The sequence below is a fragment of the Kitasatospora sp. NPDC001539 genome, assembly GCF_040298565.1.
GTDB lineage: Bacteria > Actinomycetota > Actinomycetes > Streptomycetales > Streptomycetaceae > Kitasatospora.
Genome location: NZ_JBEPAK010000091.1, coordinates 1 through 25626 on the forward strand (window position 1 = coordinate 1; position 25626 = coordinate 25626).

Genomic DNA, 25626 nt, shown 5'->3' on the forward strand with positions numbered 1-25626 from the left:
GCCGCCCGCGGGTCAGCGGGCGGCCCGCCGGAGGTGGGAGAGGGCGAACTGGGCTCCGGGCTCTGCGCGTTGTGCGGGTACGTTGGGCGCGCCTGCGCCGCAGTAGGAGGCGGATCCTCCGTTCTGGAATCGTCCGGTTCCGGAGGGTTGACGGGCGGCCTTCCGGTGCCGTGGAGCCCGGCGCGAGGAACGGGTCGGGCGGGAGGGCGGGCCCGGCAGAGGGGCCGCGGTCGCGATCGCGAGCCGGTGGGCGGTGGCGGCTGACGGTTGAAGCCGGGATCGTGTTCGCACTCCCGGCGAGGTAGGGTCGAAATGCACCTGTTTCGTCAGAGTGGCGGACCGGACGCCCGTCGACTGTCGCCGTACTGTCTCCCGCATCCCGCGGATTCGATGCCTCGGCCCGCGCCCCTGGTGGGTGGAGCCTTCGGTGGGCTTGGAGGCGTGTCGTGACAGTTCCCCGCAATCGTGCCGGTACCCGCTGCCGTGCCGGTCTGGTGCTCGTGGGGCCGGACCTCAGGATCGAGATCAGCGACGTGGATGCCGTCGTCGTGTGCTCGCTGGCCGGCGACCTGCACCTGGACAACGAGAAGCACGTCGAGGGCGCCCTGGACCGGGCGCTCGACGGAGCGCCGGCGCTGCTCGCCGTCGACCTGTCCGGCGTCGGCCTGTTCACTCCCAGTGGTCTCAACGCGCTGCTCGCGGCCCGGCGCCGGGCGAGCGGGTACGGAGTGCCGCTGGTGGTGGTGGCGCCCAGCCGCACGGTGGAGCGCGTCCTGCGGATCACCGACGCCGATCTGGTCCTGCCCGTCTACCCCAGCCTGGAGCGCGCGGTGCGCCACCAGCGCCGGTCAGCCGCCGGGTAGGCGGGGGCGGCTCCTTCGGGGCCCGCGTCGGCGCTCCGGATCTGCCGCGCGTGTGGCGGAAAATCTATGCGCGCCGGAGTAGACATTGCCCGGCGGCGGGATTAGCGTTTTTCTCGTAGGCAGACAGAGTCGGCGATACGGCCGGACGAACCGGCCGGAGTTGTCGGACGGAAGTCCGCAGTTCGTCGGTCCGGCAGCGGAGTCCCGGAGCCAGGCAGGTGCAGGACGGTGACGGGGCTGGCTGCCGGACCGGGCGGCCCGCAGGTGTCAGGGGCTGCCGTCAGCGGTATCGAGCAGCACGCAGTTCAGTGAAGTGCGGTACCAGAAGTGCAATCCAGTAGTGCAGTCCAGAGGACGAATGGAGGGCACAGGCGCCATCAGGATCGCCCGGACCGTGAGGACGCCCGGGCGGACACCGCAGACCCCAACGCAAGGACGGTGGTTTCCGGTCACGCACATGCGATCCCCGTACGCCCCCTCAACCGGGGCGCAGCGGACGTGAACAGGACCGGCTCAGGCCGGTAGATGGTGTTGTTCCCCTTCGGGGCCCCGGAGCCGACACGGCGCCGGGGCCCCTCGACGCGTTCTCCCCGGAACCAGAGAGGTGCAGTGACTACGACGACCAGCCCCGACACACCCGACAAACTCGACGACGACGACTACCCCGCGTACACCATGGGTCGCGCCGCCGAGATGACCGGCACCACGCCCGGCTTCCTGAGAGCCCTCGGCGAGCACCGCCTGATCACCCCGCTACGCTCCGAGGGCGGACACCGCCGCTACTCCCGCTACCAGCTGCGCATCGCCATGCGGGCCCGCGACCTCGTCGACCAGGGCACGCCCATCGAGGCCGCCTGCCGCATCATCATCCTCGAGGACCAGCTCGAGGAGGCCCTGCGCCTCAACGAGCGGCTCCGCCGCTCCCAGCGCGACCAGGAGCCCACCGCGGACACCTGACCGGGAGCAGCCCGGCTCCACCGGGCACGCCGTCCGCCTCCGGCCCCGCCCGCCCTTGGTCACTCCTCCGGCCTCCTCCCCGCCGCCGCGCGGCCGTGCCGGAGGATCGGACGATTACTCCCCGCCCGTGCCGGCCCCTACCGTCGGAGAGGTCACCCGCAGGTCGCTGTCGCCTGGTCGGGCCGGCTGCGGGAGGCGGGCGCCCGGGCCGGCTCCGCAGGGGCGTGGACCGTGTCCGTGGCCGGGAACTTCCGCATGGCGAAGCAGCTGACGGGTGGCCGGGTGCTGCTGTGGTCGTCGTTGGGCAGGCTGCCGGCCGCGATGAGCCCGATCGGCACCCTGCTGCTGGTGAGCCGCAACTCCGGCAGCGTGTGGTGCGGTTCGCTGGTCGCCGGGGCGCTGGCGGCCGGTCAGGCGCTCGGCGGTCCGGTCGTCGGCCGGCTGGCGGACCGGCGGGGACAGCGGACGGTGGGGCTGGTCGCCGCCCTGGTCAACGCGGCGGCCCTGGTGGCGCTGGTCGCGGTCTCCGAACGCGGGCCGGCCCTCGGCTGGCAGGTCGCGTCCGCCGCGCTGACCGGCCTCTCGGTCCCGTTGGTGGGCCCGCTGTCGCGCAGCCGTTGGGTCCGGCTCGCCGCCGGTGCGCCGGAGCCGACCTCCGCGGTGCTGGCGCTGGACGGGATCGTCGACGAGGTGGGCTTCACCGCCGGTCCGGCGCTCGTCGGCCTGCTCGCCACCGCCGCCTCACCGGCCGTCGGACTGCTCACCGCAGCCGGGCTCTCCGGCGTCTGCGCCACCCTGTTCGCGCTGCACCCCACCGCCGCCCCGGGGGTCCCGGCGCCGTCCCGCCCCGGCTCCCGCGCCGCCGGCCGGCTGCCGAGCACGCCGTACGTCCTCCTGCTGGCGGGGATGGCGCTGCTGGGAGCCTGCTTCGGATCCGTCCAGGTCGGGGTCACGGCGACCACCGAGGCGCTGGGCCGGCCCGGCGCGGCCGGGTTGGTGTACGGCTTCATGGGCTGCACCAGTTCCCTCGCGGGCGTCGCCACCGCCTCGCTGTCGGCCCGCTGGGGCCTGCCGCAGCGCCTCCGGGCGGGCTCGGCGCTGCTCTTCGGCGCCTCCTGCCTGCTGCTCCTGGCGGACGGCGGGCTCGCGGTGCTGACCGCGGCCATCGGGTTCCTCGGGATCGCCGTCGCGCCGCAGATCATCGCGGTGTTCGGCTTGGTCGAGCGGACGGTACCCGCCGCCCGGCTCGGCGAGGCGATGGCGGCGCTGGTCAGCGCGCTGATCCTGGCGCAGTCGGCGGGCACCTTCCTCGCCGGGTGGGCCGTGGAACACTTCGCCCCGGCCGCCTCCTTCGCGGTCACCGCGGCAGCCGCGGCGGCCGCCCTCGCCCTGACCGCCTGCACCGCGACCGAGCGCCGCTACCACCGCCGGGCCGCGTCCGGGAGCTGACCGGGTGGCTGCGAGCGGCGGCCCGCCGCTGCGCCCGGGCCACGTCCTGCCGGCACTCACCTCGCCGGGGCCTCCCGCCGTCGCGGCCCGTCCGGTGCGGGCACGTCCGTCGCACGTCCGGTGCGGGCAGGCCGGCGCGCGGGCGAGGGCGGCGGTGACGGGGGTGGCGTGGGCGGGCAGGTCCCGGGCGGCCCGGTCCGCGGCCGGCCGGAGGACGTCGGTCGGGTCCCGTTCCGCGCCGTCGCCCAGGCGGCGGAGCTCGGCGACGGGCAGCTCGACCGCAGGGTGGTCCTCCGTCCTCCGCCGGTGGGGGCGTGCGGCCCGCTCGTGTCGTCGCCACCGCCACCGGCGTCGCTGCTCCGGACTCCCCGTGGGATCCGGCCCGGCGGTCAACCGGACGGCGTCGCCGAGGCGTTCGGCGCGCATGACGGGATCGCGGCCGAAGGAGGAGGTCCCGCCGCCGTCGACGACCTCGCGCCGGTCGCGCCAGTAGGTCGGCCCGGTACAGCAGCCCGGAGGCAGGGCGGTGTCCGTGGTGGTGGCGGTGACGCGGTGGCCGCCGGAGGCGAAGGTGCCGTCCAGGGTGAGCAGGCCGTGCAGGAGGGCCCCGAGGGGGCCGTGCCGCGCGCGTGGCACCGACTGGCGTCCCCGGTCACGGCGGCCGGGCGGGCACCACGGCCCTTCCTCCGGCTGACGTGGGAGGACGTGGTGGTGCGGGTGGACGGCCCGGCGCGGACTCCGTCCGGGCCGGGCCCTGTCGCCTCGATCCGGGGGCAAGAAAGGCGAACTGATGGTCGGATGATCTGATTGACAGTAAGAGAAACCATCAGTCATGCTGACGTTCAAGAATGGTGATGCACAGAGAGGGTGGCAGCTCATGGGGCACCGGTACGCGTTCCTCTTCCCCGGGCAGGGCAGCCAGCACGTGGGCATGGGGGCCGACCTGTACGAGCGGTCGCCCTTCTTCGGGCAGGTGCTGCGCCGGGCGGGGGAGATGGTCGGGCAGGACATCGAGGCGGCGGTGCTGGCCGGTCCCGCCGAGCGGCTGACCGAGACGGTGCCGACCCAGCTCTCCGTGCTGGCGCTGTCCTGTGCGTTGACGGCCGAGTTGGACCTGCTGGGGCTGGCGCCGGCCGTGGTGGCCGGGCACAGCCTGGGGGAGTACTCGGCACTGGTGGCGGGCGGATGGCTCGACCTGGACGACGCATTGGTGGTGGTCGCCAACCGGGCGGCGGAGATGGCGGACTGCTGCGTGGCCACGCCGGGTGCGATGGCCGCCGTACTGGGCATGGACCCGGCGGCGGTGCGGGCGGCGGCCGCCGAGGTGGCCGGCACGGTGGTGGTCGCCAACGCCAACAGCCCTCGGCAGTCCGTGGTTTCGGGGGAGGCCGACGCCGTGCGGCTGCTGTCCGGGACGCTGCTGGAGCAGGGCGCCAAGGCGGTGATCCCCCTGGAGGTGCACGGTGCCTTCCACTCGCCGCTGATGGCGCAGGCCGAGGACCGGCTGGCCCCGCTGATCGCCGAACTGCCGCTGCACACCGGCCACACCCCGCTGATCAGCAGCATGACCGGCCGGCTGGTCACCGATCTCGACTCCTACCGGCGCCTGCTGGCCCGTCAGATCGCGGCTCCGGTGGAGTGGGTCGGGGTGATGGAGACGCTGCGCGCCGAGGCCGTGGACACCTGTGTGGAGGTCGGGCCCGGCTCCGTACTGCGCGGCCTGCTGCGGCAGTTCGACCGCAAGGCGGTCTCCGCGTCCTGCGCCGGCTGGGGCGACGCGATGGCACTCACCATGGGCGACGAGCACCTGCTGGTGGCCTGACACCCGGCCCGGCCGGCCGTAAAGAGCACTGAGCACGGACCACTTGACCGACCGAGAGGGACAAGGAGAGCGCGATGCGTCGAGTCGCGATCACGGGCCTGGGGGTCCTGGCCCCCAATGGCATCGGAAAGAAGGACTTCGCCGAAGGCCTCTGGGAGGGCCGCAACGGCGTCTCGCGCATCGGATCGTTCGATGCCGCGGGCTTCAACTCGCAGATCGCCGGCCAGCTGCCGCCGGTGGTGCTGCCCGGCAGCCCGGCCGAGGAGCCGGACGGCGACGACCGGGTGGTCCGGATCGCCCTGGCCGCCGCGTACGAGGCGATGGCCGACGCCGGACTGGACGGGGCGGACGGCCTCGACCCGTTCCGCACCGGCGTGGTGATCGCCAACGCGATCGGCGGCACCAAGTTCATGACCGAGCACTTCCCGGGCCTCACGGCGGGCGGCACCGGCCCGATCGACGTGGCCGCCGCGCACCGGCGGCTGCACCTGTCCGCGACCTTCAACACCCCGACCGCGGCCGTCGCCGACGCCTTCGGCCTGTACGGTCCGGCGGTCACCCTGACCACCGGCTGCACCGGCGGCAACGACGCCGTCGGCTTCGCCTTCGACGCCATCCGGCGCGGCGAGGCCGACGTGATGGTGGCCGGGGCCGCCGAGGCGCCGATCACCCCCTTCGTGGTCGCCTGCTTCGACGTGATCGGCGCCCTGTCGGTGCGCAACGACGACCCGGAGCACGCCTCCCGCCCGTTCGACCGCTTCCGGGACGGCTTCGTGCTGGCCGAGGGCGCCGGCATCGCGGTGCTGGAGGAGTGGGAGCACGCCCGCAGCCGCGGCGCCGTCATCCTCGGTGAGGTGCTCGGCTTCGGCAGCAGCGCCAACGCCTTCCACATGACCGACCTGGCCGAGCACGGCACCGACCTGGCGCGCTCCTTCCGACTCGCCCTGGACGACGCGAGGTTGCCCGCCGAGCGGATCGGCTACGTGAACGCCCACGGCTCCTCGACGCCGCAGAACGACGTGTGCGAGACCAACGCCGTCAAGCTGGTGCTCGGCGAGCAGGCGTACCGCACGCCGGTCAGCTCGATCAAGTCGATGGTCGGCCACGCGCTGGCCGCCGCCAACGCCCTGGAGTTCGTGGCCTGCGTGCTCGCCCTCAACGAGCACCGGCTGCCGCCGACGGTCAACCACGTCGAGCCGGGGGAGCACTGCGACCTCGACTACATCCCCAACACCGCCCGCGAGGCGACCGTGGACGCCGTCGCCAGCCTCTCCAGCGGCTTCGGCGGCATCCACTCGACGGTCGTCCTCGGCCGCGCCTGAGCCACCCGACGGAAAGAGAGGACACGAGATGCGCAAGGTCGTCATCACCGGGGTGGGGCTGGCGCTCCCGGGCGCGCGGACCACCGAGCAGTTCTGGGAACTGGTCGGCGCGGGCCGCCCGGCGGTCACCGAGATCGACCGCTTCCCGACCGGGCAGTACACCGCCCGCCGCGCCGGCACCGCCGGGGACGAGGCCGTCGCCTCGATCCCGCTGCGGCTGCGCAAGCGGATGGACCGCTTCTGCCAACTCGCCCTGGTCGCCGCGCAGGACGCGCTGGCCGCCGCCGGGCTGGACCCGGCCGACGCCCCCGAGGGGGTCGGCGTCTACCTGGGCAACATGTACGGCGGCTGGGAGATCACCGAGGAGAGCATGCGCCGGCTCTGCCGGGTCGGCTACACCGGTGTCAGCCCCTACATCGCCTCCGCCTGGTTCCCCACCGCGCCGCAGGGCCAGATCAGCATCAAGTGGGGGATCAAGGGCTTCTCCAAGACCGTCGCGGCGGACACCGCCAGCGCGGCCGTGGCCGTCGGCTACGCGGCGCGGGCGATCGCGGAGGGCCGCGCGGACGCGATGCTGGCGGGCGGCGCCGAGGCGCCGGTCACCCCGTACACGTACACCTTCTGCGAGACCAGCGGGCGGCTCACCCCGGGCGACTACCGGCCGTTCGGTGCCGGGGCGGACGGCTTCCTGGTGGGGGAGGGTGCGGTGGTCCTCACCCTGGAGGCGGAGGAGAGCGCCCGGGCGCGCGGCGCCGAGATCCTCGCCGAGGTGGCCGGGTTCGCCGCCGGGCACGCGAGCTCGGACCAGGTCTTCGGCCGCACCGGCACCGACGTGCTGACCCATGTGGCGCAGACCGCGCTGAAGGAGGCCGAGGTCGTCCCGCAGGACCTCGACCTGATCGCCCTGGACGCCCAGGGCACCGTCTACGCCGACGCCGGCGAGGTCCGGGCGGTGCAGGACCTGCTCGGCGCGGGCGCGGTCGACCGGGTGCCGTGCACCACCGTCAAGCCGGTCACCGGCCACCTGCTCGGCGCGGCCCCGGCCGTGGACCTGCTCGCCGCGCTGCTGGCGATCCGCCACGGGGCGGTGCCACCGGTGGCCGGGATCACCGCCGGCGAGCGGGAGGCGACCGAACTGGACCTGGTCGTCGACGCCCCCCGGGTGCGGCCGGTGCGCAGCGCGCTGGTCAACGCGCGCGGCGCGGACGGCACCGTGGCGGCCCTCGTGCTGCGCGGGCCCGCCGGGCGGGCGCACTGACGGCCGGTCGCAGCAGTCACGTTCAACCAGTCAGAAGGAGAAACCGAGATGAGCACCCAGACCCTGTCCACCTTCGACCGCCTCAAGGCCGTGCTGGTGGAACTCGGCATCGAGGCCGAGGAGATCGTCCCGGAGGCGCAGCTGCGCGCCGACCTGGACATCGACTCCGCCGAACTGGTCGAGACCGTCGCCTCGTTGGTGGGCGGCCAGGCCCCCGACGGCAAGGCGCTGAAGAACGTCCGCACGGTGGCCCAGCTGGTCGAGTTCCTGGACGGCCGGATCTGAACTGCGGCCCGCCCGCCGGCCCGGCGGGCGGGACCGACGACAGGCGAGGAGAGGAGGCGTGATGACAGAGCACGAGGGCCCACCGCCCGCGGTGCCCGGGCTCCGGCTGATCGACCTGAGCGTCATCGTCCAGGACACCCCGAGCGAGGCGACCCCGGTCGAGGTCGAGGTGCTCGACCACGAGACCGGAGCCGTCGTGCTCGGACTCGGTCCGGACGCGTTCCCGGACGGCATGGCGGTCTCGAACGAGACCGTCACGCTGACCACCCACACCGGGACGCACATGGACGCGCCCCTGCACTACGGGCCGGAGTCCGGCGGCGCGCCCGCGAAGAGCATCGACCAGGTCCCGCTGGAGTGGTGCTACGGACCGGGCGTGCGACTGGACGTCCGGCACGTCCCGGTCGGCAGCGCCATCACGGTGGACCACCTGATCGCGGCGCTGGACGAGGCCGGGCACCAACTGGCCCCGGGCGACATCGTGTTGCTCTGGACCGGCGCCTCGAAGCACTGGGGCACCGCCGAGTACCTCACCGAGTACGCCGGGCTCTCCGGGAAGGGCACCGCCTTCCTGGTGGAGCGCGGCGTCAAGGTGATCGGCATCGACGCCTGGGGGCTGGACCGCCCGATGGCCGCGATGGTCGAGGAGTACCACCGCACCGGGGACCGCGAGGTGCTGTGGCCCGCTCACATCTACGGGCGGGTCAACGAGTACCTGCAGCTGGAGAAGCTCAACCGGCTGGAGGAACTGCCCGGGCCCACCGGCTTCATGGTGACCTGCTTCCCGGTCGCGGTGGCGGGCGCGGGCGCCGGCTGGACCAGGGTGGTCGCGATGGTCGGCCCGACCGGGCAGGCCCCCGCCCAGCCGCGCCCCGCTCGCCCCGGCCCGGCGGACCCCGGCGCTGCGCGCCCCGGCCCCGCCCGGCGCGCCGCCGAGCCGGACGGTCGAGAGGCGGACTGAGCCGTGGTGGTCCGCTTGGGGGTCGACGTCTCGGACGTCGCGGACTGGGCGGCACGGCTGCGGCGCACCCCGCAGGTGGCCGCGGTGGCCTTCACCGAGCGAGAGCTCGCCGCCACCGCGGCCGACCCGCGTGCGCTCGCCGAGGTGTGGGCCGTCAAGGAGGCCGTGCTCAAGGCGTTCGGGACGGGCTTCGACGGGATCGGCTGGCGCGGCATCGAGGTGGCGCCGACCGCCGGCGGTGCCCGGACGGTCCGCCTCGCGGGCGGCCGCCCACCCCCGGACTTCCCGCGGGTGCTGCACGGCGCGGTGCGGGAGCTCGCGGGTTCGGTGCTGGCGGCGGTGGTCGCGGCCCCGGGCCTCGGCCTCGGCCGCGGCCCGTCGCCGCGCCTGCGGGCCGCCGTGGTGGCCGTCCCGGCGGGCCTGCCGCGCCGGGAACGCGGGCGGGCCCACTCGGCGGCCGCCCGGCTGGCCGGACGGCGGGCCTGGGAGGACCTGTGCTCGGGCTCCGGCCGTCCCGCGGGGCCCGTCCGCTGGGGCCGTACGGAGGCGGGCGCGCCGCTGCTGCGCACGGCGGAGGGGCGGTTCGTCCCGGTGGCGCTGGCGCACGGCGCCGGGCTGGCGGCCGCGTTGGTGGCACTGCCCGCGGTGGCGCCGTACCGCCCGGGGCCGTCCTCGCCGTCCTCGGGGAAACGGAACGGGCCGGGCGATTCGGGGCCGGGGGCTGGAAAACCATCTCTAGAGCTGACTATCATCGCGCATGACAATCTGCTCAAGGAGGTGACGGTCCATGCCTGAGACCGCGGACACCACCGCGGCCCGGCGTCCCGAGCCCGGCCCCGGCCGGCTGCTGCGCCAGGCGGCCGACCGGTTCTCCGACCGGCTGGCCGGGGCGCTCGCGGACCGCGGCGTGCGGCCCAAGGACCACGCCGTGCTGGCCACCCTGGCCGCCCAGGGCCCCGGTGCCCAGCAGGCGCTCGGCGAACAGCTCGGGATCGACCGGACCAGCATGGTCGGGCTGATCGACCAGCTGGAGGAACAGGGCTGGGTGGTCCGTCGGCGCAACCCGGCCGACCGGCGCGCCTACCGGATCGAGCTGACCGACGCCGGTGCCCGGCTCGCGGCCGAACTCGCCGCGCTGGAACGGCGGGTGGACGAGGAGCTGCTGGCCGGCCTGGCCGCCGCGGACCGCGGGGCGCTGGAGCGGCTGCTGGACCTGCTGGTGGCATGAGACGGGCCCGGCGCGCGGACACCGGGGCGCCGGAGGCCCGTGAACGGCGGCGTAGGCCCGCCGACGCCGAGGGCCCGCAGGCAGCGGAGGCCCGCAGGCAGCGGAGGCCCGCGAGCTGCGGCGGCCCGCGAACGGTGAACCCGTCAGCAGCCGGAGGCGGGTAAGCGCCCGAGGCTCACGGAGGAAGCGAAGAACCGCGGCCGCCGGCGGCGGAGGCTCAGAACGGGAAGCTCGGCACCGAGACGGCCGAGGCGCGGTACACCTCGGCCCCCGGACACGCGGCCTGGACGGTCCGACCGCCGTCCGCGGTGGGCAGCTCGACCAGCACCGGCTCGTGGCCGAACCGCCGGTGCGCCAGCTCCACCCAGTCCACGGCCGGCCAGGCGCCGGAGGGCAGCCGGCCGACGGCGTGGCTGCGCAGCAGCGCCAGCTGCTCGGAGCCCTGGTGCCAGGCCGCCAGCGCCCGGGTGCCGCTCGGGCCGGTCGGCGGCGCGAAGCGGGTGCGCCGGGCGCGGGGCACTGCGGGCCGTACCGTTCGGCGGGCCGATCCGGGCCCCGGCGGGCGGCCCAGCCGGGCGGCCATCGCCTTGAGGAAGGCGTCCTCGAGGGCGGCGCCGGGCGTCTCCCGCCCGCTCACCCCGAAGCTCGCCGCCTCGCCGTCGCCGCGGTGCATCACGACCATGCCGAGCGCGAATCCGGCCGAGGTCCACAGGAACGCCTCCGCCGCCAGCCGGTGCGCGGGCAGCGCCCGGCGGACCTCCTCCGGCAGCCGGTCGGCCAGCAGCACGGTGGCATCGGCCAGCCGGGTGTGCGGATGGCGCCACCAGCGGGCGGCGACGTCCAGCGCGAGCACCTCGGCGAGTGCCGGGCCGGGGGTGGCGGCACCGTCCAGGACGGGCTCGCGCACCGCGGCGGGGACGGGCGCGGAGAAGAAGATCCGGGCCGGCACCAGGTAGCGCAGCCCGCTGACCGCGCCGACGCCGGAGAGCGCGGGCAGGGGCGGGGCGGCGCCGGGTTCGGCGCCCCCGGGGACGAAGTCCGCGGGGCGCAGTGTCCGGACGGGGCCGGGCCCGACGGCCGTGGGGCCGTTGGCGGCCTCCTGGAGGGCGCGTGCCGCGTGGTAGCGGGTGAGCGCGCCGCGCCGGGCGTCCTCGGCGGTGAAGCCGCAGGCGGAGACGGACATGGGGTGGCGACCGCCGAGGTCGGTCACGGTCGCGCCGTGCACGGCGCCGTGCACCACGGACGTCCAGATGGTCTCCTCGACGGTCGTCGTCATCCTCGGCCTTCCTTCCTCCTGCCTTCCGGACCTCAGTGTGCGGGGCCGCCGTCGGGTGCTCCATCCCCAGAACTGTGCAGCGCGGTGCGGCAGTTCCGTCCCGACCTGCGTACTTCCGCCGGGGCCGGTGGTGGTCCTGCCGCCGTCTAGTCCGGCTCGAGGCCCCGGGCTCCGGGCTTCCTTACGCTGCGAACAGCACAGCAACGGCACGTGGCTGCTGGAGCAAGGGGGAAGAACGAGGGATGAGCAGGCCGACGGGAGCAAGAGGCGGGGAAGCACCGCTGGTCCGCCGCCGCCTGGTCGAGGGCGGCCGGCACATCTCATGGACGGCCGCCGGCGAGGGCCCGGCGCTGCTGGTCCTGCCCGGCTGGGTCTCGCACCTGTCGGTGGACTGGTCGGTGGGGCCGGTGGGCGACTTCCACCGGGCGCTGGCGGGCGCCTTCCGGGTGATCCGCTACGACCCGCCGGGGGTGGGGATGTCCGCCGAGGAGGAGCCGGACTTCTCGCGGGAGCGTCAACTCGCCGATCTGGCAGCGGTGGTGGACGCGTGCGCGGAGGAGCGGGTGATCCTGCTGGCGAGCGGGCTGGCCGGTCCGCTGGCGCTGCTGTTCGCCGCCCGGTACGGGGACCGGGTGAGCCGGCTGGTGCTGTTCGGCACCGCGCCGTCGTTCACCGTGGACCGCGACCATCCGGACGGGCTGGCCGACGACCTGCCCGGGGCGGTGGAGCGGCTGGTCCGGGCGGACTGGCACCTCGGCTCCCGGCTGGTGGCCGAGCTGCTGCTGCCGGGGACGAGGCCAGAGGAGGTCCGTTGGTACGCCGACTACCAGCGGATGTGCGCCCAGCCGGAGGCCGCGGCCGCCCTGTTCCTGGATTCCTGCGCGCTGAACGCCTGGGAGGAGCTGGGGGCGGTGGCCGTTCCCACGCTGCTGCTGCGCCGGGAGGACAGCTACCTGTGCCCGGCGGCGGTCGCGCGCCGCATGGTGGAGGCGCTTCCGGAGGCGGTGGGCCGCACCCTGCCGGGTGGGGCCTCGCTGCCGTACTTCACCGGTCCGGACGCGGTGCTGGCCGAGCTCACGGCGTTCGCCAACCCGGGTCGCGGCCTGCTGACCGACCGCGAGCTGGCGGTGATCGGGCGGGCCAGGGACGGGCTCTCCAACCGGGCGATCGCCCGGACCCTGGGGATCTCGGAGCACACCGCGGCCCGTCACCTCGCCAACATCAACGTCAAGTTGGGGGTGAACAGCCGCGGGATGGCGGTGGCCAGGGCGATGGAACTGGCACTGATCTGATCGGTTCGCGACCTCGCCCGGATCGCCGGGTCGGCCGGGTCGCCCGATCGCGGGGCGCCCCGGCCGCCCGGTCGCCAGGGATACTCGTATCCGATATAGTAAACGCGCATAGTAAGTGGAGAGAGGGGCCCACCTATGTGGAAGCACCAGCACAACCAGGTCAGGGAGGGAAAGTGAGCACGGCCATGAACGACTCCGCAGTGCACAACCAGCCGGAGGCCGACTTCGAGCGGCCCGCCAAGCCGGCCGAGAGCCCGGGCTTCCTGCTCTGGCGCGTCACCCTCTCCTGGCAGCGGTCGATCGCCGCCGCCCTCAAGCCGCACGACCTGACGCACGTGCAGTTCGTGCTGCTGGCCGGCGCCGGCTGGCTCGGCGCCCAGGAGGGCCCGCCCACCCAGCGGCACCTGGCCGACCACTCCGGCACCGACCCGATGATGACCAGCCAGGTGCTGCGCACCCTGGAGAGCAAGGGCCTGGTCGAGCGCATCCCCGACCCGGTGGACACCCGCGCCAAGCGGGTGCAGGTCACCGAGGCCGGCGCCGCCCTGCTGGAGCGGGCGATGTACGCGGTGGAGAAGGCCGACGCCGAGTTCTTCGCCCCCGTCCCCCGCAACGCGGCGCTCGCCGTGCTGTACGCGCTCTCCGACGAGTGGGGCCAGCCGCTCACGTCCGGACTGCCCGGCAACCCCAAGGAGGACTGAACCATGGCCACGGAGGCGACGGCCCTGCACCTGACCGACGTCCGGCTGCCCGCCCGGGAGCCGTTCGACTTCCGGGCCTCACTCGGCTTCATCGGCTCCTTCCCGGCGATGGCCGGCCAGCAGGGCACCGCGCAGGCGGCGCTCACGCTGGCCGTCCGGGAGGCCGGGACGACCCTGGGCGTGCGCCTCACGGCGGCGCCCGGGGCGCCCGGCCTGGACGCCCGGCTCGCGGCCGAGCAGCCGATCGGCCCGGAGACGGTCGCGGCGGTCACCGACCGGATCGACTTCTACCTCGGACTCTCCGACGACCTGACCGCGTTCTACCGGCTGGCCCGGCAGGACGAGCCCTTCGCGCGCGTGGTGGAGCGGCTGCACGGCTACCACCAGGTCAAGTTCCCCTCCCCGTTCGAGCTGCTCTGCTGGGCGATCCTGTGCCAGCGGGTGCCGATGCCGGTGGCCCGGCAGATGAAGCGGGCCCTGGTCGAGGCCGTCGGCAACCGGATCGACGTGGGCGGCGAGCGGCTCTGGGCCTTCCCGGACGTCGAGCAGCTGGCCCGCTTCGAGGAGGCGGAGCTCGCCGCGCTGATCGGCAACCAGCGCAAGGCCGGCTACCTGCACCGCTCGGTGCGGCTCTGGGCCGAGCTGGACGAGGGGTTCCTGCGCACCGGGCCGTACCAGGAGGTCCGCGAGCAGCTGCTGAAGCTGCACGGGATCGGCGAGTGGTCGGCGTCCTTCCTGCTGATCCGCGGGCTCGGCCGGATGGAGCGGATCGTCCTCGACAAGGAGATGGCCCGGGCGGTCCAGCGGGTCTACGGCCACCCGGTCGACGAGGCGCAGTTCCAGCGGCTGGCCGAGCACTACGGCCCGTGGCAGGGCTACTGGGGCCACTACCTGCGCGTCGGCGGCTGAGCCCCGGCCCCGGCACGCAGCCGAGCGCCCCACCGCGGTCGATCGCGGTGGGGCGCTCGGCGTGTGGCGCCGGATCAGGAGCGGTTCGGCTTGCGCAGCCCGACCAGGGCGGTCAGCGCGCCCGCCACCGCCAGGGCGGCCGCGATGGCCATGCCCCAGCGGTCACCGGCCAGCAGCGCCCGGGCGTCGGGGTGCGCCGAGCCGGCCAGGTGGTGCGCCCGGGACGCGGCCACCGTGGAGATCACCGCCAGGCCGATCGCGCCGCCGATCTGCTCGCAGGTGCTCAACAGACCGCCGGCGGCGCCCTGGTCCTGGTCGGCGACGTCCGCCGTCGCGGCCAGGTTGATCATCACGATCGCCACCACGCCGCTGAAGTTCACCACCACCGTGCAGGCCGACACGAACGGCTGGGTGCCGCTGGTCGGCAGGGAGGCCAGCACCCCGGTGGCGGCGGCCTGGAACAGCGCGCCGGTGATCAGCACCCGGGTGGCGCCGAACTTCTGGGCCAGCGGCTCGGAGGCCGCGCCGGCCGCCAGCCCCGCCACTCCGGCGCCCGCGAAGGTCAGGCCGGTGCGCAGCGGGGAGAAGGCCATCACGTCCTGGAGGAACAGGGTCACGGTGTAGACCAGGCCGAAGAACGAGCCCATCATCAGCACGTTGGCCAGGTTGGCCACCACCAGCCGGCGCAGCTTCAGCAGGCCGAGCGGCAGCACCGGTTCGGCGCTGCGCACCTCGACCGCGGCGAAGGCCAGGCCGCCGACCGCGGCCAGCGCGAGGGCCCCCAGCACCCGGGTGGACGTCCAGCCGGTCACGCTGCTCTCGGAGAGCGCGAAGACCAGGGCCACCACCGAGCCGGTGATCAGCACGGCACCGGGCAGGTCCATCCGGCGCGGCCGGCGGCCGTCGCGGCCGGGGCCGAGCAGCCGGGCGGCGAGCACGGTGAGGACGGTGCCGATCGGCACGTTGATCCAGAACACCCAGGACCAGTCCAGGTACTGGGTGATGACACCGCCGCCGACCACGCCGGAGACGAAGCCGGCGCCGAGCACCGCACCCCAGGCGCCCATCGCCTGCCGGCGTTCCTTCTCGCCGGTGAACGTGGTGGTCAGGGTGGCCAGTGCGGCCGGGGTCACGGCCGCCGCGCACAGACCCTGGACGGCCCGCAGGGCGACCAACTGCCCCGGGGAGCCCGCGAGTCCGGCCAGCAGCGAGGCGGCGGTGAAGCCGGCCAGGCCGAGCACCAGCACGCGCCGGCGCCCGTGGAGGTCCGCGAGCCGTCCGCCGACGATCAGGAAGCCGCCGAAGGCGAGGACGTACGCGGTGACCACCCAGACCAGGTCCCCGGCGCGGAAGCCGAGGTCGCCCTGGATCACGGGCAGCGAGACGTTCACGATGGAGAAGTCCAGCGAGATCATGAACTCGCTGAGGCAGAGCAGGAGCAGGACGATCCCGGCGGCGGCCCGGTGGCCCGGGCCGGCCGCGGCCCGCGCGGGCGCCCCGGGAGGCGCCGCATCCGTGGAAGTCCTGGACTCGATGATGGACACGTGCGCCTCCTGGGGCGTGTCGTGTGGGTGGAAGGGGCCGATCAGGCCGCGGCGAGCTCCGCGAGGCGGGCGACGGTCGCCGGGATGTCGGCGGTGACGGCCGGGCCGACGTGCGGGGCGGCCTCGGCGGCGGCCGGGCCGGTGATCTCGACCCGGTGGGTGATCTTGGTGCGGCCGTCCGCCTGCGCCTCCAGGATGTGGATGAAGTGCAGGACCAGGCCGTTCACCACCGTCTCGTCGGTGAAGCGCTTGTTCGGCTCGGCCTCGATCAGGGTGAACGGGAAGCCGTCCTGGCCCTTGGGCTTCAGGTGGCCCTTGGTGCCCACCTCGAAGGGGCCGTGCAGCTCGATCGCGTCCAGGCCCTGGTCCCAGCTCTCCCACTTGGTGGTGTCGCTGTAGAGGGCCCAGACCGCCTCGGGGGTGACGTCGGCGACCACGCTGTGCTCGTACTCCCACATGGGGAAGTCCTTTCGTCGGTGACAATTCGATTCGCAGCGAACGGAATTCGGTGCCCGGCAATTCTTCACCGGCTTTTGCGGCACCCCCTCGAATCCCGCTCGAACGCCGCTTGAGCGCCTTTGCCGGCGACTGCGCTATGCGGGCATACCGACTGCTCGGAGGCGGTAAGCGCGCCGACTCGCCCTCGGTATGCAGCGGCCCGCCGGGGCTTGACCGGAGCGCTGCATGGTTTTGAGGATGGCCCGCTCGAATTCCAGTGCGGAGTATGGGGTTGTCCGGCGTCGACCGCCGAGGAATCCGAACGGCGCCATCCAGTGGAGCGAGGTCAGTTGCGATGAAACGGCGTCACCTGTTCGAGTTCGAGGATCTCTCCTGGTTCCCCGCGGTGCTGCGGAACCCGATCACCGACCTGCTGCGCGAGGCCATCGTGCTGCGCGGCGACGTCTACGCGCCGGTGGTGCCGCTGCTGGCCAAGCTGGTCCGCGAGCACGACGTCTCCCGGATCGTCGACCTCTGCTCGGGCGGCTCCGGCCCCTGGACGGTCCTCAAGGGCCGGCTGGCCGAGGAGGACGCCGACGTCGAGCTGGTCCTCACCGACAAGTACCCCAACCGGGAGGCGCTGGCGGCCGCGGTCCGCACCGTCGGTGACGGCCGCACCCGCTACGAGGCGCAGTCGGTCGACGCGACGGCGGTGCCCGAGCGGCTGTCCGGACTGCGCACCCTGTTCACCGGCTTCCACCACCTGCGGCCGCACACCGCCCGCCGGGTGCTGGCGGACGCCTACCGCCGGCGCGAGGCCATCGCCGTGTTCGAGTTCACCGAGCGCCGCTGGGCGCCGATCCTGCTGACCGTCCCGCTCGGCCCGCTGCTGGTCTGGGGGTGGGCGGCGCGGCTGCGGCCGGTGAGCTACAGCCGGCTGTTCTTCAGCTACCTCGTGCCGCTGGTGCCGCTCGCGTTCACGTGGGACGGCATCGCCTCCAACCTGCGCACCTACACCACAGAGGAGCTCCGAGAGATGGTGCACGACCTCGACGCGCCGGACTACTCCTGGGAGACCGGCGTGCTGAAGCCCGAGGGCCGCGGCGGCCCGCCGGTCACCTACCTGATCGGCCGGCCCGTCGGCATCGAGGGCGGAAAGGCGGCGGCCCGATGACCATCGCCCCGGAGCGGGGGGCCGCGGCCCGCCCCGCGAAGACCTGGGCGGTCGCCACCGGCGGCTCCCCGCTCGGGGTCGCGCGCGGCTTCTCGAAGAACCCGATCACCCTGCTCACCGACGTCTTCCGGCAGCACGGCGACGCCGTCAAGGTGCGCTTCCTGGCCAACCAGTACTTCTACTTCCTCTCCGACCCGGACCACATCCGGCACGTGCTGGCCACCAACTCGGCCAACTACAGCAAGGCCCCGCACCCGGCCTTCCTGCTGCTCGGCCGCGTCATGGGCAAGGGCCTGGTGACCAGCGACGGCGACCTGTGGCACCGCCAACGGCGGCTGATCCAGCCGGGGTTCACCAAGCAGCGGGTCGCCACCTACGGCGACATGATGACCGGCGCGACGCTGCGGATGCTGGACCGCTGGCGCGAGCGCGGGGCCCGCGGCGAGGACGGCCCGGTCAACGTCGACGCCGAGATGATGCAGCTCACCCTGGACATCGTCGGCCAGACGCTGTTCAACATGGACATCATCAACGAGGCCGGCAAGGTCGGCTCCGCGTTCAGCGAGGTCAGCGAGCAGTTCGCCAAACTGCTCGGCAACCCCTTCGGCCCGCTGATGGTCAACCTGCCCTTCCTGCCGCTCGTCAAGCGGTTCAACGCCAACGTCGCCGAGCTGGACGAGGTCATCCACGACATCATCGCCAGCCGCCGCGAACACCCCGTCGACACCGGGGACCTGCTCTCCCTGCTGATGGCCGTCACCGACGAGGACGGCGGCCGCGGGATGAGCGACCAGCAGCTGCGCGACGAGGTCATGACCCTGCTGCTGTCCGGCCACGAGACCACCGCCGACGCGCTGACCTGGACCTTCCACCTGCTCGCCGAGCACCCCGAGGTGCTGGAGCGCCTCGAGCACGAGGTCGACACCCGCCTGGCCGGCCGCACCGCGACGGTGGCCGACCTGCCGGACCTGCCGTACACCAAGCAGGTCGTCCAGGAGGCGATGCGGCTCTACCCGCCGATCTACCTGCTGGCCCGCTGGGGCAACGGCCCCGACGAGGTGGGCGGCCTGCCGCTGCCGAAGGACGCCAGCATCACCATCTGCCCCTGGGTCGTGCACCGCCACCCCGAGTACTGGCCGGACGCCGAGCGCTTCGACCCGGAGCGGTTCACCCCGGAGAACGCCGCCAAGCAGCACCACTACGCCTACGTCCCGTTCAGCGGCGGCCAACGCCAGTGCCTCGGCGTGCACTTCGCGCTGATGGAGGCGCAGCTGCTGCTCACCACCGTGGTGCAGCAGTTCCGGCTGCGGTCCGTGCCGGGCCACCGGGTGGTCGCCGGCCCGGTGATGACCCTCCGCCCCGAGGGCGGCCTGCCGATGTACGCCGAGCCGCGCGACAGGCCCTGACGGAACGTCAGCCGTCCGAGGAGTGCCGCCGGCTCCCCAGCCCGTGAAAGACCGATTGGAGACCCCCGCATGACCGCGCCCGTCACCACGCAGCCGTACCCGCAGAAGTACACCACCCCGTTCATCCTGTATCCGCCGGCGCTCTGGGAGAACCGCTCCGGCCAGGAGTTCCTGCCGCAGCTGGCGCTCGACCAGACCGGCCAGGACTACGTGATGTACCTGTCCGTCCCGTTCTGCCGGGTGCGCTGCTACTCCTGCCCGTACTTCGTCGACCAGCTCTCCCCGCACGACCCGCGCAACAAGGAGGCGCGCTTCGTCGACGCGATCGTCGCCGACCTCGAACGCTGGGCGTCCTACAAGCGCTTCCAGACCGGCAGCCTGCGCGCCATCTACATCGGCGGCGGCACCGGCTCGCTGCTCAAGACCGCCTACCTGAAGCGGATCCTGGACACCATCTTCGCCAACTACCCGGTGGCCAAGGACTACGAGCTCACCCTCGAGGGCAACGCCCGCGACTACACCCCGGACAAGCTGGACTACGTCGCCGACTCGTACATCAACCGGGTCAGCCTGGGCGTGCAGTCCTTCGACGAGAGCATCCTGCGGATCATCGGCTCCCCGCACGCCGCACAGGAGTCCGTCAAGGCCATCAACGAGCTGTCCTCGCGCGGCTTCAACAACATCCAGATGGACATGATGTACAACCTGCCGGGCCACCGGCGGGAGACCTGGCAGCGCGACCTCGAGGTGCTGCGCGACCTCGACGTCAAGCACCTGACCACCTACCTGTACCGGATCCACCCCGGCACCCCGCAGGACAAGTTCATCAAGATGGGCAAGGTCGCCCCGCTGGTGGACAAGGAGTCGCAGTACGTCCGCAACATGTACCGCGACCTGGTCGAGGCCACCGAGAACATGGGCTTCCACAACTACATGTTCGACCACTTCTGCCGGCCGGGCTGGGAGAACGTCTACAACGAGTGGACGTTCCTGCGGAACAACGTCGAGATCCTCGGCGTCGGCCCCAGCGCCTACAGCTTCATCAACGACTACCGGGTCGGCGGCCGCAAGGACGTCGAGGGCTACATCGCCGCCGTCAACCGCGGCGAGCACTTCATCTCGGCCGTCTCCTCCCAGCTGACCCCGCGGGTCCGCAAGGAGCGCTACGTGATGAACATCCTCCAGGCCTTCGCGGTCGACCTGAAGGAGTACGAGTTCCAGTTCGGCTCCAGCTTCCTCGAGGACTTCAAGCCCGAGGTCGAGCGGATCGTCAGCCGCGGCCTGGCCGAGCTCGCCGACGACAAGCTCACGCTCACGCCGCTCGGCCACGAGTGGCACATGAACGTGATGCTCGAGTTCACCAACCCCGACTTCTGGGGCGAGACCACCGCGCTGGAGCACCCGCACTGGGCCATGAACACCCCGATGGTCGACCTGTTCGCCGGCCGCCGCGAGGACTGGCTCGGCGCCTGAGACCCGACGAACCACCGCAACAGCCAAGGAGCGAAGCAGAGATGACCACCGTCAGCCCCAGGGCCGGGCTCACCATCGACACCCACCCCGGGTTCGCCCACCGCACCGTGCAGACCCTGGTGATCGAGGCGCCGCTGGACGCCGTCTACGGGGCGCTGTTCGAGGTCCGCGCGTGGCCCCGGTACCTGCCGCACGTGCAGGAGATCGACGTCCGCTACGACGACGGGCGCTACCAGGAGTTCTTCATGACGGTCGCTTCCGAGACCGACGGCTCCCAGCTGCGGGTCCGCTCGATCCGCAACTGCCGGCCCGGCGAGATCGAGTTCTTCCAGCCCGAGCCGCCCGAGTTCCTCAGGCACCACGGCGGGATCTGGCGCTTCACCCCGGCCGCCGACAACCCGGAGCACACCCACGTCGAGGTCACCCACGTGTGGAACCTCCACGAGGAGGTCGCCCCGCTGGTCTACCCGGCCACCGACACGGCGAGCACCGAGGAGCAGGTCACCACCATGCTGGCCGGCCACTCCAAGCTGGCCCTGGACTCCTGGCGCCGGGTGCTCACCGGCCGGGGCGGGGAGTGAGCGCCGTGGCCGCCATCACCGAGAGCGTGGTCATCGACGCGCCGATCGAGGCCGCCTACGGGGCCTTCGCCGACCTGGACCGCTGGCCCGCGATCCTGCCGGACACCCTGGACGTCCAGGTGCTCTACTGCGACGGCTACAACCAGGAGTTCACCATGACGGTGGAGCGCCCCGGCGGTCAGGAGACCGTCCGCGGCGTCCGCTACTGCCGGGCCCCCTACGAGCTGGAGCTGGTGCAGACCACGCCGCCGCCGCTGCTGAAGCGGATGGCCGGCCGCTGGACCTTCGCCGAGCAGGACGGCCGCACCACCGTCACCGCCACCCGCGAGTTCGAACTGAAGGCCCCGCCCGCCGGCGACCCGGCCGCCGCGCCGGTGCCCGACGAGGCCGAGTTCGGCCGCCGGCTCTCCGGCCACCTGCAGCAGAACCTGCAGCTGTTCCGCGAAGCGGTCGAGGCCGATGTCGCCCGCTGACCGCGCCGCGGCCGCCGCGCCCGCCGAGTCCGGCGCCTCCGCCGACGTGGCCGACCGCAGCGACCTGTTGAGCGTCACCCGGCCGGTCGCCGCCCCGGTGGCCGAAGTCCGGGCGCTGTTCTGGGACATCGCCTCCTGGCACGCCGTCTGGGACCGGATCACCGCCGTCCGGGTGCACTACGACGACGGCGCCCACCAGGAGTTCGACCTGGAGGTGGAGCGCGACGGCCGGACCGAGTTCGTCCGCACCGTCCGCTTCCTCGCCCCCGGCGGCGACATCGAGTTCTTCAGCCCGAACCCGCCGCCCGGCATGGCCGACCACCTCGGCGCCTGGCGCTTCACCGAGCAGGACGGCGGCTGCCTCGTCACCGCCGAGCGGGCCTACGAGCTGCTCCCGGCCCAGCCGGGCGGCAGCCCGTCCGACCCCGCCCACCAGGACTACCGGGACGCCTACCGGCGCCGCTTCGAGGACCGCCTCGGCCGGATCCTGGACAGTTTCGTCAGCCACTTCGAGGCGGGCGCGCAGCCTTCGCCCGCCGCCCTGGGAGCCGCCGCGTGACCACCGACGTGATCGTGATCGGAGCCGGCCCGGCCGGCTCCACCGCGGCGGCGGCCGCGGCCAGGGCGGGCCTGAGCGTCCTGCTGCTGGACCGCGCGATGCAGCCCGCCCCGCACCTGCCGGAGTCGTGGTCCGGCGAGACCCTGCCGCTGCTGCGCGGACTCGGCGTGGCGGACGTCAAGGGGGCCTTCGGGGCCGCCACCGGCGTGCGCTTCCTCAACGCCACCGGCCGCTTCGGCCTGGAACTGACCCTCGCCCGGGCGGCCGGCTGCGACCTGCCGGCGGTGGTCCGGCTGGACCGCTCCAAGTTCGACAAGATCCTGGTGGACAACGCGATCCGGCAGGGCGCGAGCTACCGCCCGCTGCACACCGTCACCGAGGTCCAGTTCGCGGCGGACGGCAGCGGCGTCCGGCTCACCGCGGCCACCCCGGCCGGGATCGCCGAACTGTCCGCCCGCTACGTCATCGACGCCAGCGGCAAGTCCGCCCTGGTCTCCCGGGCGCTCGGCACCCGGGAGGAACCGGAGCAGCAACTCGACCCGCGCGAGGCGGTGTTCAGCCACTTCAAGCCCGAGCGCGAGCACGAGCTGGCGGTCGAGGGCACGATGACCATCATCGGCATCACCCACGGCTACGTCTTCGTGATCCCGATGGGCGGCGGCCGGGTCGGCGTCGGCGTGGTGGTCGGCGACGAGCACGCCCGGCGCTACGGCGGCGACATCGAGTCGCTGTTCTGGGCCGAGGTCGACGAGGCCGCCCCGCTGCAGACCCTGCTGGCCGGCGCCGACCAGCTGCTGCCGGTGCTGCCGGCGCTCAACCGGCGCTTCCGCGCCACCGAGCTGGCCGGGGAGTCGTACGCGATCGCGGGCGACGCCGCGGCCTTCCTGGACCCGTTCTTCTGCAGCGGCATCGACATCGCCGTCCAGGCCGGGCTGTTCGCCGGCCAGGCGGCCGTCGACACCCTGGCCGCCCCGGGCGCCGAGGAGCGCTCCGCGGTGGTCGCCGGGTACCAGGAGAAGGCCGGCGCGCTGATCAAGGGCGCGGACGCGGCCGGTGAGGCCGCCTTCGCCGACGGTGCCCACCAGCAGCTGCTGATCGGCCTCGCCGACCCGCACCTGCCCACCGTGCTGCCGCTCGCCGCCCTGCTCCAGAGCACCCTGCGGGGCAGCGCGGAGGAGCCGCCGGGCTCGCCGCGGGAGCTGATCGGCGGTGTCCGGGAGCAGTTCGGGATGCTCTGACCGGCCGGCCCAGCGCGGCCCGGCGCGGCCCGGCTCTGACCGGCCGCCCGGCTCCGGCTCGGCCCACGACAGGACACCCCTTCCGCAGCAGCCCGCACCACGAGAGAGCGAGGACAACCGCAATGATCCCCGTGACCGGAGGCATCGACATCAGGGGCGACCTCGCCACGGTCGGCGCCTACCTGGGGCACGTGCCCAACCTGACCGAGTGGACCACCTTCTTCCAGGCGGTCGACGGCGAGCGGGACGGCAGGTTCCAGGTGCAGTCCGTGATGGGCCCCATCGAGACCTGGATCACCGGCACCCGGAGCACCGGCTCCCGCCGCTACGTCATCCACTCCCTGATCCGCGGCCAGGAGGAGGAGGCCGAACTCGACCTCCAGGAGCACGGTGAGCACGTCGCCGTCCGCTTCACCGTCAACCTGCCGCCCCACGTCGACGAGGACGTGGTGGTCGGGCAGCGCAACGAGATGGCCGAGGAACTCGTCCAGCTCAAGCGGCTGCTCGAAGCGAACTGACCGCCCGGCCGGTCCCCGCCGCCCCGCCGGCCGGGACCGGCCGCCGTTCACCCCGCGCCGTTCCCCCCACCCCCACCCGCACCCGTCCGCGCCGCCCCGCGCCGTTCCGTCCGCCCGCCCTTCCGCCCCGTTCCAGCCGCCGACCCTTACGGAGCACCCATGGCCCGCCGCCTGTTCACCTCCGAGTCCGTGACCGAAGGCCACCCCGACAAGATCGCCGACCAGATCAGCGACGCCATCCTGGACGCGCTGCTCGCCCAGGACCCGGCCAGCAGGGTCGCGGTCGAGACGCTGATCACCACCGGTCAGGTGCACATCGCCGGGGAGGTCGCGACCTCCGGCTACGCCGACATCGCCGCGATCGTCCGGCGCACCGTCCTGGAGATCGGCTACGACAGCTCGCAGAAGGGCTTCGACGGCGCCTCCTGCGGGGTCTCCGTCTCCATCGGCTCGCAGTCCCCGGACATCGCCCAGGGCGTCGACACCGCCTACGAGTCCCGGGTCGAGGGCGCCGAGGACGAGCTCGACCGGCAGGGCGCCGGTGACCAGGGCCTGATGTTCGGCTACGCCTGCGACGACACCCCCGAGCTGATGCCGCTGCCGATCGCCCTGGCGCACCGACTGTCCAAGCGCCTGTCCGAGGTCCGCAAGAACGGGACCATCCCCTACCTGCGGCCGGACGGCAAGACCCAGGTCACCATCGAGTACGACGGCGACCGCGCGGTGCGCCTGGACACCGTGGTGGTCTCCTCGCAGCACGCCGCCGACATCAGCCTGGAGGGGCTGCTCGTCCCCGACATCCGGGAGTACGTCGTCGAGCCCGAGCTGGCCTCGCTCGGCATCGACACCAGCGGCTACCGGCTGCTGGTCAACCCGACCGGGCGTTTCGAGGTCGGCGGCCCGATGGGCGACGCCGGCCTCACCGGTCGCAAGATCATCGTCGACACCTACGGCGGCATGGCCCGCCACGGCGGCGGCGCGTTCTCCGGCAAGGACCCGTCCAAGGTGGACCGCTCGGCCGCGTACGCGATGCGCTGGGTCGCCAAGAACATCGTCGCCGCGGGGCTGGCCCGCCGGGCGGAGGTGCAGGTCGCGTACGCGATCGGCAAGGCCGAGCCGGTCGGCCTGTTCGTGGAGACCTTCGGCACCGAGACCGTCCCGGTGCTGGGCATCCAGGAGGCCGTCACCAAGGTCTTCGACCTGCGCCCGGCCGCGATCATCCGCGACCTGGACCTGCTGCGCCCGATCTACGCCCGGACCGCCGCCTACGGCCACTTCGGCCGCGAGGCGGACGGCCTCACCTGGGAGCGCACCGACCGGGCGGCGGAGCTGCGCGCGGCCGCCGGGCTCTGAGCCCGGGGCCCGAGCCCGGGGCCCGAGCGCGGGGCCCGTGGACAGCACCCCGGGCCGGGGCGCCGGGCCCGCACCGGGCCCGCACCGACGCCGAGCCGAAGTACGAGGCCGAAGTTCCGAGAGGGGAAGTACGTTGACCACCATCCAGAGCGGACTCGCCGATCGCCTCGGCACCGTCGTCGGCAGCCCCGCCCCGCCGCCCGCCCCGGTCCGGGCCCCCGTGCACCCCCGGACCGCGGCGCTCGGGCCGCAGATGCGCACCGCCGTCGAGCAGTTGGCCGCCAAGCACCGGCAGGCCCAGGACGGACCGAGCGCGGACGCCACCGAACGCCAGCACGCACGCGGCAAGTTGACCGTCCGGGAGCGGCTGGACGTGCTCTTCGACGAGGGCACCTTCGTCGAGCTGGAGCCGCTGCGCCGGCACCGCGCCTCGGGCCTCGGCCTGGAGGACCGCAAGCCGTACACCGACGGCGTGGTGGTCGGCTGGGGCGAGGTGCACGGCCGGACGGTCTTCGTGTACGCCCACGACTTCCGGATCTTCGGCGG

Annotated in this window: 26 protein-coding genes; 23 read left to right on the forward strand and 3 right to left on the reverse strand. The window is 73.7% G+C overall.

Going from position 1 to position 25626, the window contains the following annotated elements; all coding sequences use genetic code 11:
* The first annotated feature begins 446 nt into the window (after nucleotides 1-446).
* From ABT247_RS16425 to ABT247_RS16470, 10 genes are all read left to right on the forward strand, one after another.
* Nucleotides 447-863 (forward strand): STAS domain-containing protein, encoded by a 417-nt coding sequence (locus ABT247_RS16425; RefSeq protein WP_350743338.1) that lies wholly within the window; start codon nucleotides 447-449, stop codon nucleotides 861-863.
* Between the two features lie 675 nt (nucleotides 864-1538).
* Nucleotides 1539-1820, forward strand: coding sequence for a helix-turn-helix domain-containing protein (locus ABT247_RS16430; protein ID WP_350743389.1), 282 nt, complete (start codon nucleotides 1539-1541; stop codon nucleotides 1818-1820).
* 255 nt (nucleotides 1821-2075) lie between these two features.
* Nucleotides 2076-3269, forward strand: a complete 1194-nt coding sequence (locus ABT247_RS16435) for an MFS transporter (RefSeq protein ID WP_350743340.1) — start codon at nucleotides 2076-2078, stop codon at nucleotides 3267-3269.
* Between the two features lie 877 nt (nucleotides 3270-4146).
* Nucleotides 4147-5091: an ACP S-malonyltransferase gene (locus tag ABT247_RS16440; RefSeq protein ID WP_350743342.1), complete on the forward strand. Its 945-nt coding sequence runs from the start codon at nucleotides 4147-4149 to the stop codon at nucleotides 5089-5091.
* Between the two features lie 74 nt (nucleotides 5092-5165).
* Nucleotides 5166-6413 carry a beta-ketoacyl-[acyl-carrier-protein] synthase family protein gene (locus tag ABT247_RS16445; RefSeq protein WP_350743344.1) on the forward strand — a complete coding sequence of 416 codons (1248 nt, stop codon included), beginning with the start codon at nucleotides 5166-5168 and terminating at the stop codon, nucleotides 6411-6413.
* Between the two features lie 28 nt (nucleotides 6414-6441).
* A complete protein-coding gene (locus tag ABT247_RS16450; protein ID WP_350743346.1) occupies nucleotides 6442-7671 on the forward strand; it encodes a beta-ketoacyl-[acyl-carrier-protein] synthase family protein in 1230 nt (409 codons plus the stop codon).
* A gap of 48 nt (nucleotides 7672-7719) precedes the next feature.
* Nucleotides 7720-7956: a phosphopantetheine-binding protein gene (locus tag ABT247_RS16455; protein ID WP_350743348.1), complete on the forward strand. Its 237-nt coding sequence runs from the start codon at nucleotides 7720-7722 to the stop codon at nucleotides 7954-7956.
* A gap of 61 nt (nucleotides 7957-8017) precedes the next feature.
* On the forward strand, nucleotides 8018-8917 hold the full coding sequence (locus ABT247_RS16460; protein WP_350743350.1) for a cyclase family protein: 900 nt from the start codon (nucleotides 8018-8020) through the stop codon (nucleotides 8915-8917).
* A gap of 3 nt (nucleotides 8918-8920) precedes the next feature.
* Complete coding sequence (locus tag ABT247_RS16465; protein ID WP_350743352.1) at nucleotides 8921-9712, forward strand: 4'-phosphopantetheinyl transferase superfamily protein; 792 nt, start codon at nucleotides 8921-8923, stop codon at nucleotides 9710-9712.
* Complete coding sequence (locus ABT247_RS16470) at nucleotides 9705-10145, forward strand: MarR family winged helix-turn-helix transcriptional regulator (protein WP_350743354.1); 441 nt, start codon at nucleotides 9705-9707, stop codon at nucleotides 10143-10145. The genes ABT247_RS16465 and ABT247_RS16470 overlap by 8 nt, the downstream gene beginning before the upstream one ends.
* 217 nt (nucleotides 10146-10362) lie before the next feature.
* Here the strand turns inward: ABT247_RS16470 and ABT247_RS16475 are convergent, their stop codons facing one another.
* Nucleotides 10363-11421, reverse strand: coding sequence for a serine/threonine-protein kinase (locus tag ABT247_RS16475; RefSeq protein ID WP_350743357.1), 1059 nt, complete (start codon nucleotides 11419-11421; stop codon nucleotides 10363-10365).
* 242 nt (nucleotides 11422-11663) lie between these two features.
* Here ABT247_RS16475 and ABT247_RS16480 point away from each other — a divergent pair, with 242 nt between their 5' ends.
* The 3 genes from ABT247_RS16480 (at nucleotide 11664) to ABT247_RS16490 (ending at nucleotide 14323) form a co-directional block, all read left to right on the forward strand.
* Entirely contained in the window at nucleotides 11664-12713 is a 1050-nt protein-coding gene (locus tag ABT247_RS16480; protein WP_350743360.1) for an alpha/beta fold hydrolase, read from the forward strand.
* A 185-nt stretch (nucleotides 12714-12898) separates the two neighbouring features.
* Nucleotides 12899-13414, forward strand: coding sequence for a MarR family winged helix-turn-helix transcriptional regulator (locus ABT247_RS16485; RefSeq protein ID WP_350743362.1), 516 nt, complete (start codon nucleotides 12899-12901; stop codon nucleotides 13412-13414).
* A gap of 3 nt (nucleotides 13415-13417) precedes the next feature.
* Nucleotides 13418-14323, forward strand: coding sequence for a DNA-3-methyladenine glycosylase family protein (locus tag ABT247_RS16490; protein WP_350743364.1), 906 nt, complete (start codon nucleotides 13418-13420; stop codon nucleotides 14321-14323).
* 74 nt (nucleotides 14324-14397) lie between these two features.
* Here ABT247_RS16490 and ABT247_RS16495 read toward each other — a convergent pair whose 3' ends face one another.
* On the reverse strand, nucleotides 14398-15867 hold the full coding sequence (locus ABT247_RS16495; protein ID WP_350743366.1) for an MFS transporter: 1470 nt from the start codon (nucleotides 15865-15867) through the stop codon (nucleotides 14398-14400).
* 41 nt (nucleotides 15868-15908) lie between these two features.
* A complete protein-coding gene (locus tag ABT247_RS16500) occupies nucleotides 15909-16325 on the reverse strand; it encodes an SRPBCC family protein (protein WP_350743368.1) in 417 nt (138 codons plus the stop codon).
* A gap of 335 nt (nucleotides 16326-16660) precedes the next feature.
* Between ABT247_RS16500 and ABT247_RS16505 the strand changes: the two genes are divergently transcribed.
* The 10 genes from ABT247_RS16505 to ABT247_RS16550 form a co-directional block, all read left to right on the forward strand.
* On the forward strand, nucleotides 16661-17479 hold the full coding sequence (locus ABT247_RS16505) for a hypothetical protein (RefSeq protein WP_350743370.1): 819 nt from the start codon (nucleotides 16661-16663) through the stop codon (nucleotides 17477-17479).
* Nucleotides 17476-18885: a cytochrome P450 gene (locus ABT247_RS16510; RefSeq protein ID WP_350743372.1), complete on the forward strand. Its 1410-nt coding sequence runs from the start codon at nucleotides 17476-17478 to the stop codon at nucleotides 18883-18885. The genes ABT247_RS16505 and ABT247_RS16510 overlap by 4 nt, the downstream gene beginning before the upstream one ends.
* A gap of 69 nt (nucleotides 18886-18954) precedes the next feature.
* Nucleotides 18955-20358: a coproporphyrinogen-III oxidase family protein gene (locus ABT247_RS16515; protein ID WP_350743374.1), complete on the forward strand. Its 1404-nt coding sequence runs from the start codon at nucleotides 18955-18957 to the stop codon at nucleotides 20356-20358.
* A 41-nt stretch (nucleotides 20359-20399) separates the two neighbouring features.
* Nucleotides 20400-20939, forward strand: a complete 540-nt coding sequence (locus ABT247_RS16520; RefSeq protein ID WP_350743376.1) for an SRPBCC family protein — start codon at nucleotides 20400-20402, stop codon at nucleotides 20937-20939.
* Between the two features lie 5 nt (nucleotides 20940-20944).
* On the forward strand, nucleotides 20945-21412 hold the full coding sequence (locus ABT247_RS16525; protein ID WP_350743378.1) for an SRPBCC family protein: 468 nt from the start codon (nucleotides 20945-20947) through the stop codon (nucleotides 21410-21412).
* On the forward strand, nucleotides 21399-21971 hold the full coding sequence (locus ABT247_RS16530) for an SRPBCC family protein (protein ID WP_350743380.1): 573 nt from the start codon (nucleotides 21399-21401) through the stop codon (nucleotides 21969-21971). The genes ABT247_RS16525 and ABT247_RS16530 overlap by 14 nt, the downstream gene beginning before the upstream one ends.
* Nucleotides 21968-23209 carry an NAD(P)/FAD-dependent oxidoreductase gene (locus tag ABT247_RS16535; protein WP_350743382.1) on the forward strand — a complete coding sequence of 414 codons (1242 nt, stop codon included), beginning with the start codon at nucleotides 21968-21970 and terminating at the stop codon, nucleotides 23207-23209. The genes ABT247_RS16530 and ABT247_RS16535 overlap by 4 nt, the downstream gene beginning before the upstream one ends.
* Before the next feature lie 122 nt (nucleotides 23210-23331).
* Nucleotides 23332-23727: a hypothetical protein gene (locus ABT247_RS16540; protein ID WP_350743385.1), complete on the forward strand. Its 396-nt coding sequence runs from the start codon at nucleotides 23332-23334 to the stop codon at nucleotides 23725-23727.
* Between the two features lie 159 nt (nucleotides 23728-23886).
* Nucleotides 23887-25080 carry a methionine adenosyltransferase gene (gene metK, locus ABT247_RS16545; RefSeq protein ID WP_350743387.1) on the forward strand — a complete coding sequence of 398 codons (1194 nt, stop codon included), beginning with the start codon at nucleotides 23887-23889 and terminating at the stop codon, nucleotides 25078-25080.
* Between the two features lie 253 nt (nucleotides 25081-25333).
* On the forward strand, nucleotides 25334-25626 hold a 293-nt coding region (locus ABT247_RS16550), incomplete at its 3' end, for a carboxyl transferase domain-containing protein (RefSeq protein WP_350743391.1).

Excerpts from the sequence above, each read along its gene's own strand:
- ABT247_RS16520 (WP_350743376.1), top strand. The coding sequence starts at position 20,400 with ATGACCACCGTCAGCCCCAGGGCCGGGCTCACCATCGACACCCACCCC.
- metK (WP_350743387.1), top strand. The coding sequence starts at position 23,887 with ATGGCCCGCCGCCTGTTCACCTCCGAGTCCGTGACCGAAGGCCACCCC.
- ABT247_RS16530 (WP_350743380.1), top strand. The coding sequence starts at position 21,399 with ATGTCGCCCGCTGACCGCGCCGCGGCCGCCGCGCCCGCCGAGTCCGGC.
- ABT247_RS16490 (WP_350743364.1), top strand. The coding sequence starts at position 13,418 with ATGGCCACGGAGGCGACGGCCCTGCACCTGACCGACGTCCGGCTGCCC.
- ABT247_RS16515 (WP_350743374.1), top strand. The coding sequence starts at position 18,955 with ATGACCGCGCCCGTCACCACGCAGCCGTACCCGCAGAAGTACACCACC.
- ABT247_RS16505 (WP_350743370.1), top strand. The coding sequence starts at position 16,661 with ATGAAACGGCGTCACCTGTTCGAGTTCGAGGATCTCTCCTGGTTCCCC.
- ABT247_RS16445 (WP_350743344.1), top strand. The coding sequence starts at position 5,166 with ATGCGTCGAGTCGCGATCACGGGCCTGGGGGTCCTGGCCCCCAATGGC.
- ABT247_RS16475 (WP_350743357.1), bottom strand. The coding sequence starts at position 11,421 with ATGACGACGACCGTCGAGGAGACCATCTGGACGTCCGTGGTGCACGGC.
- ABT247_RS16510 (WP_350743372.1), top strand. The coding sequence starts at position 17,476 with ATGACCATCGCCCCGGAGCGGGGGGCCGCGGCCCGCCCCGCGAAGACC.
- ABT247_RS16480 (WP_350743360.1), top strand. The coding sequence starts at position 11,664 with ATGAGCAGGCCGACGGGAGCAAGAGGCGGGGAAGCACCGCTGGTCCGC.
- ABT247_RS16435 (WP_350743340.1), top strand. The coding sequence starts at position 2,076 with ATGGCGAAGCAGCTGACGGGTGGCCGGGTGCTGCTGTGGTCGTCGTTG.
- ABT247_RS16450 (WP_350743346.1), top strand. The coding sequence starts at position 6,442 with ATGCGCAAGGTCGTCATCACCGGGGTGGGGCTGGCGCTCCCGGGCGCG.
- ABT247_RS16485 (WP_350743362.1), top strand. The coding sequence starts at position 12,899 with ATGAACGACTCCGCAGTGCACAACCAGCCGGAGGCCGACTTCGAGCGG.
- ABT247_RS16540 (WP_350743385.1), top strand. The coding sequence starts at position 23,332 with ATGATCCCCGTGACCGGAGGCATCGACATCAGGGGCGACCTCGCCACG.
- ABT247_RS16500 (WP_350743368.1), bottom strand. The coding sequence starts at position 16,325 with ATGTGGGAGTACGAGCACAGCGTGGTCGCCGACGTCACCCCCGAGGCG.
- ABT247_RS16460 (WP_350743350.1), top strand. The coding sequence starts at position 8,018 with ATGACAGAGCACGAGGGCCCACCGCCCGCGGTGCCCGGGCTCCGGCTG.
- ABT247_RS16455 (WP_350743348.1), top strand. The coding sequence starts at position 7,720 with ATGAGCACCCAGACCCTGTCCACCTTCGACCGCCTCAAGGCCGTGCTG.
- ABT247_RS16440 (WP_350743342.1), top strand. The coding sequence starts at position 4,147 with ATGGGGCACCGGTACGCGTTCCTCTTCCCCGGGCAGGGCAGCCAGCAC.
- ABT247_RS16430 (WP_350743389.1), top strand. The coding sequence starts at position 1,539 with ATGGGTCGCGCCGCCGAGATGACCGGCACCACGCCCGGCTTCCTGAGA.
- ABT247_RS16470 (WP_350743354.1), top strand. The coding sequence starts at position 9,705 with ATGCCTGAGACCGCGGACACCACCGCGGCCCGGCGTCCCGAGCCCGGC.